16 protein-coding genes and 1 riboswitch are annotated in these 13,520 nt (G+C 42.6%); all 16 genes read left to right on the top strand.

Annotation, left to right across the window (positions count from 1 at the left end; all coding sequences use genetic code 11):
- The first annotated feature begins 389 nt into the window (after window positions 1–389).
- The 16 genes from KH172YL63_RS16735 to KH172YL63_RS16660 all read left to right on the top strand — a co-directional run bounded on the left by KH172YL63_RS16735 (window position 390) and on the right by KH172YL63_RS16660 (window position 13,227).
- The gene (locus KH172YL63_RS16735; RefSeq protein WP_173107175.1) at window positions 390–1,415 is read left to right on the top strand and encodes a LacI family DNA-binding transcriptional regulator; all 1,026 of its coding nucleotides are present in this window, start codon (window positions 390–392) and stop codon (window positions 1,413–1,415) included.
- Entirely contained in the window at window positions 1,408–2,361 is a 954-nt protein-coding gene (locus KH172YL63_RS16730; RefSeq protein ID WP_173107174.1) for a sugar kinase, read from the top strand. Before KH172YL63_RS16735 ends, KH172YL63_RS16730 begins: the two co-directional genes overlap by 8 nt.
- Before the next feature lie 9 nt (window positions 2,362–2,370).
- Entirely contained in the window at window positions 2,371–2,994 is a 624-nt protein-coding gene (gene hxlA / locus KH172YL63_RS16725) for a 3-hexulose-6-phosphate synthase (RefSeq protein ID WP_173107173.1), read from the top strand.
- The gene (gene hxlB / locus KH172YL63_RS16720; protein ID WP_173107172.1) at window positions 2,991–3,539 is read left to right on the top strand and encodes a 6-phospho-3-hexuloisomerase; all 549 of its coding nucleotides are present in this window, start codon (window positions 2,991–2,993) and stop codon (window positions 3,537–3,539) included. Before hxlA ends, hxlB begins: the two co-directional genes overlap by 4 nt.
- A 16-nt stretch (window positions 3,540–3,555) precedes the next feature.
- Window positions 3,556–4,206, top strand: coding sequence for a bifunctional 4-hydroxy-2-oxoglutarate aldolase/2-dehydro-3-deoxy-phosphogluconate aldolase (locus KH172YL63_RS16715; protein WP_173107171.1), 651 nt, complete (start codon window positions 3,556–3,558; stop codon window positions 4,204–4,206).
- A 22-nt stretch (window positions 4,207–4,228) separates the two neighbouring features.
- The gene (locus tag KH172YL63_RS16710; protein WP_173107170.1) at window positions 4,229–5,254 is read left to right on the top strand and encodes a TRAP transporter substrate-binding protein; all 1,026 of its coding nucleotides are present in this window, start codon (window positions 4,229–4,231) and stop codon (window positions 5,252–5,254) included.
- Window positions 5,255–5,319: 65 nt separating this feature from the next.
- Window positions 5,320–5,796, top strand: a complete 477-nt coding sequence (locus KH172YL63_RS16705; RefSeq protein ID WP_173107169.1) for a TRAP transporter small permease — start codon at window positions 5,320–5,322, stop codon at window positions 5,794–5,796.
- Window positions 5,793–7,082 (top strand): TRAP transporter large permease, encoded by a 1,290-nt coding sequence (locus KH172YL63_RS16700; protein ID WP_173107168.1) that lies wholly within the window; start codon window positions 5,793–5,795, stop codon window positions 7,080–7,082. The genes KH172YL63_RS16705 and KH172YL63_RS16700 overlap by 4 nt, the downstream gene beginning before the upstream one ends.
- Before the next feature lie 45 nt (window positions 7,083–7,127).
- Window positions 7,128–7,409 (top strand): cupin domain-containing protein, encoded by a 282-nt coding sequence (locus KH172YL63_RS16695; RefSeq protein WP_173107167.1) that lies wholly within the window; start codon window positions 7,128–7,130, stop codon window positions 7,407–7,409.
- A 221-nt stretch (window positions 7,410–7,630) separates the two neighbouring features.
- Window positions 7,631–8,077: a GNAT family N-acetyltransferase gene (locus KH172YL63_RS16690; RefSeq protein ID WP_173107166.1), complete on the top strand. Its 447-nt coding sequence runs from the start codon at window positions 7,631–7,633 to the stop codon at window positions 8,075–8,077.
- Window positions 8,078–8,885: 808 nt separating this feature from the next.
- Window positions 8,886–9,590 (top strand): hypothetical protein, encoded by a 705-nt coding sequence (locus tag KH172YL63_RS16685; protein WP_173107165.1) that lies wholly within the window; start codon window positions 8,886–8,888, stop codon window positions 9,588–9,590.
- Complete coding sequence (locus KH172YL63_RS16680) at window positions 9,577–10,806, top strand: MFS transporter (RefSeq protein WP_173107164.1); 1,230 nt, start codon at window positions 9,577–9,579, stop codon at window positions 10,804–10,806. The genes KH172YL63_RS16685 and KH172YL63_RS16680 overlap by 14 nt, the downstream gene beginning before the upstream one ends.
- The gene (locus KH172YL63_RS16675) at window positions 10,781–11,614 is read left to right on the top strand and encodes a multinuclear nonheme iron-dependent oxidase (RefSeq protein WP_232066047.1); all 834 of its coding nucleotides are present in this window, start codon (window positions 10,781–10,783) and stop codon (window positions 11,612–11,614) included. Before KH172YL63_RS16680 ends, KH172YL63_RS16675 begins: the two co-directional genes overlap by 26 nt.
- Window positions 11,615–11,904: 290 nt before the next feature.
- Complete coding sequence (locus tag KH172YL63_RS16670) at window positions 11,905–12,384, top strand: Lrp/AsnC family transcriptional regulator (RefSeq protein ID WP_173107163.1); 480 nt, start codon at window positions 11,905–11,907, stop codon at window positions 12,382–12,384.
- 21 nt (window positions 12,385–12,405) lie between these two features.
- Entirely contained in the window at window positions 12,406–12,615 is a 210-nt protein-coding gene (locus KH172YL63_RS16665; protein WP_173107162.1) for a hypothetical protein, read from the top strand.
- A gap of 90 nt (window positions 12,616–12,705) precedes the next feature.
- Window positions 12,706–13,227: an MgtC/SapB family protein gene (locus tag KH172YL63_RS16660; protein ID WP_173107161.1), complete on the top strand. Its 522-nt coding sequence runs from the start codon at window positions 12,706–12,708 to the stop codon at window positions 13,225–13,227.
- Window positions 13,228–13,402: 175 nt separating this feature from the next.
- A riboswitch (SAM riboswitch) is annotated at window positions 13,403–13,507 on the top strand.
- Window positions 13,508–13,520 lie beyond the last annotated feature (13 nt).

The raw sequence follows: 13,520 nt of genomic DNA, 5'->3' as shown, positions 1-13,520 counted from the left end.
TTTTTTTCCTGCGTGGGTAAGCCGTGAATCTCCATTGTTAATATGAGTGCACATCCTATCAAATAACCCCAACAAACGTTGATAGTGATTTCTTCTTCTATCAAATGAACCCCAGAGAACCAGCAGACCTAGAAACATAGGATAAGCATCCATTATTTAGGAACCTTGATCCATTTTACAATCAAGCTTTTTCGAACAGAGTCCCCATTGGTCAAATCGTAACCAAAAAACGCGTCCCTCCGCGTTTTTTTATGATACCTAAAAATTAAATTCACCAATTTTCCAAAAACTTATTGTAAAGCGCTTTCAATTATCATATAATTTCAATAAATCGGTTTAATAAACCGGTTTAGTAAAACGGTTTAGATAATGAAAGTTGGAGAGTATACATGAAAAAGGTAACGATTGCTGATGTTGCTCAGCATGCAGGTGTATCTAAAAGTACTGTTTCACAATATTTGAATCATCGTTACGAATATATGAGGGAAGAAACGAAAAACAGGATTGAAGAATCCATTAAGACGTTAGAGTACAGACCAAATATTGTCGCGAGGAGCCTCAAGCAGAAGTCGACAACGACGATCGGGGTGATTGTGGCCAATATTCTTCACACGTTTTCGACGCAAGTAATCCGGGCGATTGAGGACACCTGTCAGGATGCTGATTTTCATACGATTGTCTGTAACGCGGATGATAATCCAGAGAAAGAACGGAAGTATATTGAAATGCTCCGTGCAAAACAGGTGGATGGCATCATCCTGCTACCCACCGGCGATAACGTCAACTTATACAATGAGATGCTAAAGGAGGGCTACCCAATTGTGTTTGTTGACCGAACTGTGCCGGACGTAGAGATTCCATCGATGCTCCTTGATAACGAGAAGGCATCTGGGATCGGCGTGCAGCATCTCATTGACATGGGGTACAAGAAGATCGGTATCATCACGAATGTGATTCGGAATGTTACACCGCGGATGGAGAGAATCAACGGTTATAAGAACACGATGACTGCCAATGGACTTGATGTCCGGGATGACTATATTAAGAGCCGGGAAGTAAACAGGATCAAAGAAGGGGTTCATGAGCTATTATCCTTGAATGATCCTCCGGAAGCCATCCTCGCAGGCAATGATTTGACGCTCATTGAGATTTTGAAATATGTAAAAGAAAACCATATGAAAATTCCTGAAGACATAGCGATCATCGGGATCGACGATGTGTCCTTTGCCAGTTTTTATGAACCGGGCTTAACGATTGTTGCTCAACCGACTTTTGAGATTGGGAAGAAAGCGGCGGAATTTTTATTAAATACAATCCAGAAGAAAGAGGATCAGGAAAAGGGCTTGGTAGTCCGTTTTGATCCGAAGTTAATCATACGGGAATCATGTAAGAGAAAGGATGTTATTCATGAATGATGTAGTGACGATTGGAGATGCGATGATTACTCTTGATCCTTCTTCAACAGGCCCGATGCGGTTTGTTTCTTCTTTCGACAGGAAGATAGGCGGAGCAGAGCTGAACTTTGCGATTGGCTGTGCAAGGCTGGGGTTAAAGACTGGTTGGATCAGCCGGCTAGGACATGATGAATTTGGCAGGCACATCTTTAATACGGTTCGTGGTGAAGGGGTGGATGTTTCCGAAGTAGAATTTGCGGCAGGATATCCAACTTCATTGAACTTTAAGGAAATCGCCGGGGATGGCAGTGTCCGTACCTTTTATTACAGAGACCGTTCTCCAACAACGGTATTAACAAAGGAAAGCTTGAATATCAGCTATCTGAACAACACAAAGGTTCTACATATTACAGGGGTATTCCCAGCCGTCGATAAAAAGAAAAACATCGAGCTTGTCCGACATGCAATCGCCGAAGCTAAAAAGCATGGAGTCATGGTTTCATGTGATCCGAATATCCGCTTGAAACTGTGGAATGAGGATGAAGCAAGGGATGTATTGAGGAGTTTCCTCCCGTATGTCGATATCCTTCTGACGGGAGTCGAGGAAGCGGAGCTGTTGTTTGGAACAACAGACACCCATGAAATTATCGAGCATTGCAAGCAATTCGGCATCACGCATCTTGCGATCAAGAAAGGCGAGGAAGGCTCGGTGGGATATGTAGAAGGTGAGTATGTGGAAGCCCCTGCCGTAAAGGCGAAGAAAGTGGTGGATACGGTAGGCGCAGGCGACGGATTCGATGCAGGGTTCATCTACGGGGTTCTGCAGAAGTGGCCACTTGAGAAAACTCTTCACTTCGCAAATATCATCGGATCGATGGTCGTCAGTGTGACGGGTGATAATGAAGGACTGCCTTACTTAGAAGATGTCCTTGTCCATATGGGCGAAAAAGAACGAGTGGAAAGATAGGGGGATGGGATGAATATACAAGTGGCGCTTGACCGCCTGACCAGGGAAGAATGCTTTCATATTTTGGAGAAGACCGGTCCTTATGTGGACTGGATCGAGGTAGGAACCGGGGTCATTAAGGAATACGGGATGACGATTATCCGTGAAATCCGTGAAAAGTATCCAAATCAAACCCTCGTTGCTGACATGAAGACATGTGATGCCGGTAAACACGAGGCTATCCAGGCATTTGATGCTGGGGCTGATATCACGACCGTCATGGCGTTTTCTGCGGACAAAACGATCACTGATACTCTCGAAGTGGCGGAGACGCGTGGCAAGAGAGTCATGGTTGATTTATTAGGAGTCTCAGAGAGTAAGAGAGTAAAAGAGTTACAAAAACTTGGTGTTACCCTTGTCAGCCTGCATATTGGGAAGGACATGCAGGAAGCAGGTGAAAACATCGGCAATCTATTCGATCTTTCACAAGGAATCAGTGGACTTGAGACGGCCGTTGCCGGCGGCATCACCTTAGAGACACTGCCAGCCATTATTGAAAAAAGACCTCATACGGTCATTGTTGGCAGCGCTATCACGAAAGCGGCCGATCCGGAAGAAGCGGTTAGGGCGATGAAAGGACTGATCAGGGAATGAAATCAATCATTACGACAGTAGCCGATGAAATATCCGAGGTTTTATCGAAGGTGAAAGCAGAAGAGGCCATCCACCTTTCAGAACAGCTGAAAAGAGCCAAGCGAATCTTCGTTTATGGTGAAGGACGTTCAGGTTTGATGGGGAAAGCATTTGCGATGCGTTTAATGCATGGAGGCTTCCCGGTTTACGTCATCGGGGAAACCATCACGCCGAGCATGGCAGAAGGGGATTTACTTGCCGCTATTTCAGGATCGGGGTCAACCGGTTCGATTGTCCAATTTGCCTCAAAGGCGAAAGAAATAGGCGCAAAAGTATTCCTCGTGACTACAAATATCGAATCAAAGCTTGCGGGCATAAGCGATGGGGTCATTTGTATTCCGGCGGCGACGAAGTACAGGAGAGCTCATGAACCTGCGTCGATACAGCCTCTCGGAAACCAGTTCGATCAATCAGTTCACCTTCTGCTTGATGCAATCATCATTGGGACCTTGGAGCAGGGAGAAACGAACGAAGTCATGGCTGAACGCCATGCAAATATAGAGTGAAGGGAGCGGTAGAAACATGAATCTAGTAGAGTTTATAAAAGATGAAATACTTGTCGCCGTCATTCGTGAAGCTAATCCTCACACCATTCTGCCGATAGCAGAAGCATTGTATGAAGGTGGGGTTAAGGTGCTTGAAATCACGGCCGAAACACCTAAGTTTACAAGGTTGATAGAAATTGTAAGAGATGAAATGGATGGAAGAGTCCTGACCGGTGCAGGGACGGTCCTGGATCCGGAAACGGCAAGGGCTGCCATCATGGCAGGAAGTGAATTCATCGTTTCACCCTCACTCAACCTGGACACAGTGAAGATGACTAAGCGTTACGGGATCCCAAGTATACCGGGGGCCTTGACACCGACAGAAATTCTAACTGCGTTTGAGCACGGGGCAGATATGATCAAAGTATTCCCGGCAAATACTTTTGGACCGGGATTTGTGAAAAGTATTCACGGTCCTTTCCCATCGATCCCATTAATGGTGACAGGGGGAATTAATATGGATAATCTTGCTGAATATCTAGAGGCAGGCGCACTGGCAGTGGGGCTAGGGGGAAATCTGGTCAATTCGAAGCAATTGCAACACGCTGAAGATTATCAGCGCTTGACGCAGAAAGCACGTGAATACGCGCGAATCGTTCAGAAGGTAAAGGCTGTTCAAGCAACATAATTCAAATAAGGGGGAAATAGGGATGAAGAAATTTTTATCAATTTCACTGGTTTTATTGTTGGGTCTTTCAGGTATTTTAGCCGGGTGTGGAAGTGACGAAGCAGCAGGGGGAGAAGCTGGTAAGAAAATCAAGATCGTGGCAGCGCACAATCAAACATCTCCGGATAATCCATATCAAACGGGTCTTTTGAAATTCAAGGAAGTAGCTGAAAGCAAGTCTGACGGTGATATTGAAGTAGAAGTACATGCAGGGACGATCGGAACGGAAGAATCTGAACTTGTTGAGAAGCTGAAGCTTGGCGCAGCAGATGTGGTTCTTGTTTCACCGGGTTTCATGACTCAGACGGGAATCAAGGAAATAGACCTGCTGGCTCTGCCTTATCTTTTTGACAGTTATGATCACTGGGAAAAGACGGTTGACGGCGAAGTCGGAGAAGAAATGGCAAAATTAATAAACGAAAAATCTAATAATGATTTTAAATTGATTGGTTATTGGTCGGCGGGAGTCAGGCACTATTACGGGAAAGAGCCGATTAACAAAATGGAAGATTTAAAGGGAATGACGTTTAGAACACAGACTTCAGGTGTCTTGGCGGATTATTGGAAGAAAGTCGGAGCAATCCCAACATCGATTGCATGGGGAGAGCTTTATCAGGCACTTCAACAAAATGTCGTTGATTCAGCTGAAAACTCGTATCCTTACTTCGTTCAGCAAAATCACCATAAAACGAAAAACGGAAAATATATCACTGAAACAGCGCATGATTACACTACACGTTTCCTTTTGGTGAACGGTAAGAAATTTGATTCATACTCAAAAGAGCAACAGGAAACAATCCTCGAGGCAGCCAAGGCTTCTGTTGAAGCAGAAAGAGAAGCAGTGTATGCACAGGAAGAAGAGTTCAAACAAAAAGCAATTGATGAAGGAGCGGAAGTAAACGAAATCGACCGAAATCCATTTATTGAATTGGCTGAACCTCTTCAAGAGAAAGCAGCGAAGGACATGGGAGCAGAAGATCTGCTGGAGAGGGTAAGGGAGCTTAAGTAAAGAGGATGGTTAAAGGGAAGAGTTGATTTGTTCTTCCCTTTAATATTGAAAGGGGGAAGACAATCATGATTAAAGCTCTTGAAAAAATTCAGATGACCATCGGTGCTATTTTCTTAGTGATATTTTTTATTGCCATCATCGTTCAAATCACTACAAGACATCTTGGCATATCGGTCATATGGACAGAAGAAGTTGCCAATTACTCATTCATTTGGTCAGTCTTTATGGGGGCTTCCGTCATGGTGAGCAAAAGGGAACATTTCAGTTTTGATTTCCTTCTAGGGAAACTGGAAGGGATGTCCAAACAATTGTTGCTGATTGTCATTGATGCTGTCATATTCTTATTTTCATTTGCGCTGTTCTACTACGGAATCGAGACAGTGCAGAATTTCTGGCATTATAACTGGACGTCCATCCCGGAAATGAAAATGGGGTATGTATGGATTTCCATCCCAATCATGGGGGCGACCATGATGATTTACTCGGCTAGTCAATTGTGGGCTACTATTAAATCACTTAAGGGAAGGGGGGCACAGGCATGATTGGTATAGGCTTGGTTGTATTATTCCTTATTCTGATGCTGATCGGCGTACCAATTGCCTTTGTCATCGGCATCATTGCCCTTCTTGGTATATTTACCGTTCCATATATTCCTGAGGTGACGGTCCCGATGAAAATGCTGAATGGAATAGATTCGTTTGTCTTGCTTGCCGTGCCTCTATTTATCCTGGCCGCCAACTTAATGAACCACGGGAAGATTTCTCAAAAGCTAATTGACCTTTCATTGACGATGGTCGGTCATATCAGAGGGGGCCTCGCCCACGCAAACATCTTGGTTTCCATGATTTTTGCAGGGGTATCAGGTGCTGCCCAGGCTGATACAGCCGGAGTCGGGAAAATCCTGATACCGAACATGAAGAAGCAGGGGTATGATACGGAAACCGCTGTCGGCGTGACGGCAGCTTCTTCAACGATCGGCGTCATCATCCCGCCTAGTATCCCGATGATCATCTTCGCCGGTTTGACTAATGCATCGGTGGGTGCACTATTCCTCGGGGGAATCGTTCCCGGCGTACTGATCGGTCTAGGCATGATGCTCTTCATTTATATCATGGCGTTAAAAAAGGGCTATCCGAGGTCGAAAAGGGCTACATTCGGTCAATTCTTTAAGCTGGTGTACGAAACAGTGCCTGCTTTGATCACACCGATCATCATTATTGGGGGGATCATTTCAGGATTCTTCACCCCAACGGAAGCTGCAGCCGTTGCTTGCCTGTATACGTTACTGATTTGTATGTTTTTCTATAAAACATTGAAACTATCGGATCTTCCAAAGATCATCAAAGACACACTGGCATTGAGTTCGCTTTCATTGTTTGCCCTTGCAGCTGCAAGCGCGCTGGGTGAACTGATGAGCTATTATCAATTAGCAGTTAAGGCACAAGATTTCTTCGTGAACAATGTCGGGGCAGAATGGGTATTCATCCTGATCATTATTGCATTCTTCCTTTTCGTCGGTACGTTCATGGACGCGATTCCAGCTATGATCTTATTCGTTCCGGTCATCTTGCCAACAGCAAACCTATTCGGAATGGAGCCAGTGCATCTTGGTCTAATTGTGGTGATGACGCTCGCTATTGGACTCGTCACACCTCCATATGGGTTATGCCTCCTGTTGGCAGCTAAAATAGGAAAACTCAGCATCGAGAAGTCGCTCTCTGCAGTCATGCCGTATATATTGATTGTTCTCGTCGTTTTATTATTTGTCGCATTCTTACCGGAAGTCGCATTCTATCTTCCTAAATTAATAAACCCAAGCTTATTCTGATCGTTTTTTCTTGGGTAACAGAAATAAAAAGGAGAGTGGGCAGCAATGGTAAAAAGAAAAGTATTGAGCAGTGAAGGCTCGATGATGCTAGTAAAAGTTGAACTGGCAGAGGGATTTGTCGGTGAGATAGATCAGCATCCGGAAGAACAATTAAGTTTCATAGAAAAAGGACAGGTTGAATTTGAAGTGAATGGAAACAAGAGAGTCCTGAAGCAAGGGGATACGCAATATATCCCATCGAGCATTAAGCACAGAGTGAAAGTACTAGAAGAATGTGTGATATTGGATATGTTTTCCCCGATTCGAAAGGATCTGCTGCAGGGATAGAGTAGACAGAGCTTCACTTCATTATATGGAGTGAGGCTTTTTTTAGTGGGGGAGAAGCGCGACTTTCCAATCAAAGTAGCCAGGATACACGGTCTCCATTGTCCTAAAGAAACTGCTATAATAACTCCATTGATGAATATCATCGTTCCAGGAAGCTGAGGTAAACAGATCAAGGTGTCCGGTTGTTACTCAAAAAATAATATAGTAGGGGTGTTCTATATATGAGCTGGAAGGTGAAGAGCTTTAATGAGCTATCAAATTACGAACTATACGAAATGCTACAAGTAAGAACCCAGGTCTTTGTAGTGGAACAAAATTGTCCCTACCTTGAAGTCGACGGAAAAGATCTGCACGCCCATCACCTTTATAAAGAAGAGAACGGTGAGGTGGTTGCATATGCCCGGCTTCTACCTGCAGGCGTTTCATACACAGAACCGTCCATAGGAAGAGTCCTCGTGAAGGAAGCCTATCGTGGAAAAGGTTTCGCAAGCGAGTTAATGACAAGAGGATTGGCTTTCATCCATGATGAGTGGGGGGAACAAACGGTGAAGATCCAGGCGCAGGAATATTTGCGGGCGTTCTATGAATCGTTTGGATTCAGGGCGGTAACGGAAACCTATCTGGATGATGGGATTCCGCATATTGATATGGTGTTGAAGAATTATTGAAGCCACGGGGACAGGTACCGTGGCTTGGTTTTTGAGAGCATGGGGACGGTTCTGTTGCTTCTCTATGAAAGGTGTTCCCCCTTGTTCACATTGGTTCATTCTGTTGAATGACAAGAAGCACAAGAACCGTCCCCGTGCTCACCTTTTTGGCTATTTTTCAAAAAAGGGCTTTACATATAAAAGAATATATTATTCTTCCATCATCATACTCTTTATTTTTATGTTGGCTATATTTAACGTGAGACAGGAGGATTTTTTTCAAATAATCGACCAGATCCTGATTCTCATAGTTCAAAACGGATTAACGTTTACTGCTTATTATATATATTAGAGGGTTGATTTTGAAGTAAAGTACAGGAGGGTTAAGGATGCTTTTACAATCTGTCCAAACTATCTTACATGATAGTTTAAGCCACATTTTTGAACATATTATTCCGGCTAATCCACTTTGTAAAATCTGGTAACATCTATAAAATATAACTAGAGTTATAAAAAATGTCGAATATACAAATATATTGGAGTATCCTGCTTAATAGTCCGCCCTGACAAGTGTACATACATAAAAATCCAAATTGTTCATAGATTTACATAATGTTACATTGTATAGGACTTTTATCCGCGGTAATTAGTCTAATATTTTACATAAGGGAGGTCATTCATGATGAAATTAGTTAAAGAAGAGCAAGTGAAAAAGATTCAAGAGATCTGCATGGACGATGGAGCTGCTCCAATTAAATAATGACATGCATACTAGCAAAAAGGCTAAAGAGGCAGATTCCTGCCTCTTTCGTTTGTTAAGGGGGATAAGATGAATAGAACGGATTTACGTGAAGCACAGTTAAAGCTTATGAAGGCAACAGTGAATGAAAGAGATTTTAAGGAAGTTCGAGAAGCAGATCATCGTTCCCTGTTCTATGGTTTACATATTGAGGGGTTTAATAGGTTCAGATCCTTTACCATAAACAGCAGGACAAGAAGATTTGTAACTGTACTGCCTAAAACGCTAGAATATTTAGGGGCTTCAAGATTCACAGAACTCATGACCGGTTATTTTTCAGCAAACGAATTTAAAGGGCAATCTGTAGAAGCTGATCTGAGCGCATTTTATACATATCTTACATCTTCTCAACTAGATGAGAAATTAATTCAATATACCCATTATGAAATTGAAAAATACAAAGTAGCCAGTACCCCAAAATCTTCCAGTGTTCTTAAAATGGATTATTCTTTTCCGTATGAAGCAGAAATGTTTCAGGATGAGTTTGATTCTACTTACTTTTTATTTGTACAGCCTCATTATTTAGAGAGTACAAAAATATATGAAATCACAAGTGACATTTACCAATGGCTAAAAGAGATTGCAGATACAAATGACCCTTCCGTAGACTATTTGATTTATTCTCCGAAAGAAGAGTCCAGAAAGATTGAATATATAGAGAACGCTGAACTTATCATCCAGATGAACATACCTAATCTTCTTATTAGAAAGGCAGAATCATATGAAACACACTAAAATTGTGAATCTCCTCGTTGCGCTAAGTACGATTAATAGCTTTGGATCCGCATTGACATGGACCGGCCTTCCGATCCTGGCCTTTTACCTGACAGGTTCCCCTTTATTTACCAGTTTCTTATTTATCACCAGCTCCATAGCAAGGATCGTCACAACCTTCTTTGGTGGATATTACGTAGACAAATACAAGAAAATCACGATTATGATCCTGTGCATCATTGGATCAATCTTTACCTTTTCCTTCCTTTTCCTGGCCATTCAGCAAGAACTGTTCTATCTACTTGTTCCCCTTATGGTACTCAATGGGTTATTTGGCTCAGCCAATGCTTTAGCACAGAACATCTGGATGAATAAGTTAATTGAAGGGGATAACTTAGTCAAGCACATTAGTGCCAGAAATTCTTGGTTCTTGTCTGCAAAAACACTTGGGTTTGGTCTTGGGCCGGTATTTTTCAAACTCTTTGCGGCCAATGCATTGCTTTTCGATTTAGCTACATATGTTATTAGTTTGGGAATCGTCCTTTTTATTCAGAAATCTTACGTGAAAGATGAAACGATCGATACAGTGAGCGATAGAAATCCAACTAAAATATTGCATAATCTGAAGGAATCTTTTATCAGTGTCTGGAAGAGTAAAACATTATCCGAGTTAAGTATATTAGAGACGATCAATGGTATGATTACCCCGATTATTATAAGCGTTTCTGTATTCGTGTTAGATTTAAGGTACGATGCAAGTACAGCCGTATTCTCAGGGTTCTGGATCATTGGAGGCATCGGATCGATCCTTGCCAACATGCTTTTATCAAAAGTGGATGTTTACAAGTGGTCAAAGTTACAGCTCCTCATCACTTCAAACGCCCTCATTGTCGGGGGATTAATCATGATGACTGCATCGCCCGTTCCAATCTTTTATTTGATCGGCTTTTCATTATTTACATTCGGGACCCCGATCATCAATAATCTGTTACGGGCTGAAATATTCATTAAAGCCCCTAACCATATGAAAGCCAAATACAAATCCATTACCATTGCTCTAAGCGACCTTAGTAAACTAATCTTTATACCGATTTCTTACTTGATCATAGATGAATTCGGAGTTGTATCTTTCTTGATCATCTTTACCATACTCTCCCTTTTCCGGGTGAACTATTCATTTAAAATTCTCTTATCAAATGAGAAAACGATTCGTGAAGAAGGTGACTCCATTGCATAGTTTAAGGGGGGTAGGAATAAGCTACCGAAATGAATTTGCAGATCAACTGGACGATTTAAAGGAAATGGTGGATTTCTTAGAAATATCACCTGAATTGTTTTATCATCCAAGTACGAATGAAGAACTTTCCAGGCTGAAAAGGGACTTTACCCTGGTGGCTCATAGTTTGTCTTTATCTATGGCTACATTCGAAGATATCAATGAAAGGAAATTGGATAGGCTGATAGAGCTGAGTAACGAGATCAATGCCCCCTTTATTACGGATCACCTTGCCGTTAGCAGTGTGGGGGAATATTCTTTGACTGACTTTATTCCATCCTTCTTTATAGACGAATCCATCCATTTACTTAAAGACAAAGCGCGTCACTTTCACCACCATGTTGGCAGGCAACTTTATCTGGAAAATATCACATACCAATTCAACTGGCCCAATAATGTTTATAGTGAATGTGAGTTCTGGGTCAGATTATTAAACGAAACAGAGATAGGTATGTTGTTGGATGTTTCTAATCTCTATGTAAATTCAGTCAATCACGATTATGATCCTTATCAATTCTTTGATGCTCTACCAAAGGAAAAGATTAACCACTTGCATATTGCCGGTTTCACAGAAATGGATGGTATTCTCATCGATTCACATGCTGAGCCTGTTCATGAAGAAGTCTGGAGATTACTGGAATATATTCTGGAGAATGCCCCTGTACATACGATTAACCTTGAAAGAGATATGAATCTTGAAGGAACCAAAGATGTAAAAGAAGATTTAAAAAGATTAAAACAAATGTTTCAAGCCAATTATATTCTATAGTTTATGTGTGCCTGATCCTTATGAGGACAGGCGTCTTTTTTGTATGGTAAGTAGTTGAACCTTTCGTAAAATGAAGCAGGTAAACACGCAAAAATGGATGAACCATGATTTTGCACGCCTGCATTACGTCAAAGTGTATGGAAGCACGGGAACCGTCCCCGTGCTTGTGCTTCTTTGTTGTATAGTATAATAAGAAAAACCAAAACAAATAAAAGTATCTAAGAGTAATAGCTTACAAATCTTCACCACATCCCCCCACTAACCATCAATTCACAAAGGAGACACCAACCATGGAATCAATCGTAAGCAGGGTCCTTGATCAGATGGATCTGCAGCTGTTGGATTTGCTGCAAAAGGACGGGAATTTGAGCAATCTCCAATTATCGAAGCGGGTCAATTTGTCCGCACCGGCCGTGCATGCTCGGATCAAGCGGCTGGAGACGGAAGGGTATATCAAGAAGCAGGTAGCGATACTGAATCATGAGAAGCTTGGATTTGATTTGTTGTGCTTTGTGTTCATGAGTACGAATGAGCACCGGACGGAGAAGCTGGAAGCGTTGGAGGAGACATTGGAAGCGATGAAAGAGGTGCTGGAATGTCACTGTCTGACCGGCGAATACGATTATCTCCTGAAGGTTGCCTGCAAGGATCGGAAGGGGCTCGAGCTCTTTATCAGGCGGCTGAATGAAATGGGGATCACGAAGATCCAGACGAGCCTGGCGCTCCGGGAGATCAAGGATTCGACGGTGCTGCCGATACATGGGGAATAACTTATAATAAAGGTGTTGTGTATGAATAAATTGAGAATAGCCTGGATTATACCCAATGTGCTGCTTTACATTGCTTTTATCTTTTTACTATTTTTTATAACCGGAAATGATAATGGTTTGAAAGAAATCAACGCATTGAACATATATGTCGTTCTTACTATATTGATATTTGCAGTAGCGGTATTTGGCAGTATAAGGATTGCCAAGTGGATGAGAGAAGGGAAACTTTGATTGGACATACCCTTTCTATACCAAATAATTTAGTGTACGATAAAAAAATATTCTACAAATAGCAATCTTGCACAGGAGGAGGATTTCACCATGTCACATATCATCAATGCAGCAGCGGATTTCTTCTGGCAGCATGATATTTATTTCCGGATTGTGGTGAGTGCGGTCCTGGGGTTCGTGATCGGATGGGACCGGACGTCGAAAAATAAGCCTGCCGGGTTAAAGACGTATACGTATGTGGCGGTGGCCTGTACGTTGATCACGATCGTTTCGATTGAAGGGGCGGAAATGCTCAGTCAGCCGGACAGCGGGAAGATGATGGATCCTTTCCGGCTTGCGGCTCAAATTGTTTCAGGGCTCGGTTTCTTAGGTGCAGGTGTGATCCTGAAAGACGGCCTGCGGGTAAAAGGACTCACTTCCGCTGCGATGATTTTCTACGTAGGTGGAGTCGGCATCGGGATTGGGGCAGGCTTTTACGGGATCGTCATCTTCGCGACCCTGATCACGTTCATCACAACGAGGATCGGGAACATTTTCGAAGGCCGGGAAATGACGACCGTGCGGCTGCCGAAGATGGGGAAGAAAAAAGAGGAAGAGAAGGATGAGGAGTAGGCTCGAGGCCTGTTCTCTCCACTCTGTATTGCGGCAAAACTGACCTGGGACTGAGGTCAGTTTTTTTAGTTTTTTATGAAATATTCAAAAAACATTGTTGACAAAACAATGGAAATTCTATACCATTACCCTAATGCTTAAACGCATCATAACATTAATTAAATAAAGCGATATCTTCTTATCCAGAGAGGTGGAGGGACTGGCCCTGTGATACCTCGGCAACGGGTTCTTATGAATACCGTGCCAATTCCATCAAGTCATGTGACTTGAAAGATGAGAAGAGCGGGACATCT

This window comes from Bacillus sp. KH172YL63 (genome assembly GCF_011398925.1).
GTDB lineage: Bacteria > Bacillota > Bacilli > Bacillales > Bacillaceae_B > Rossellomorea.
The sequence above is the reverse complement of the archived record's forward strand: the minus strand, read 5'-3'. Positions and strand labels throughout refer to the sequence as shown.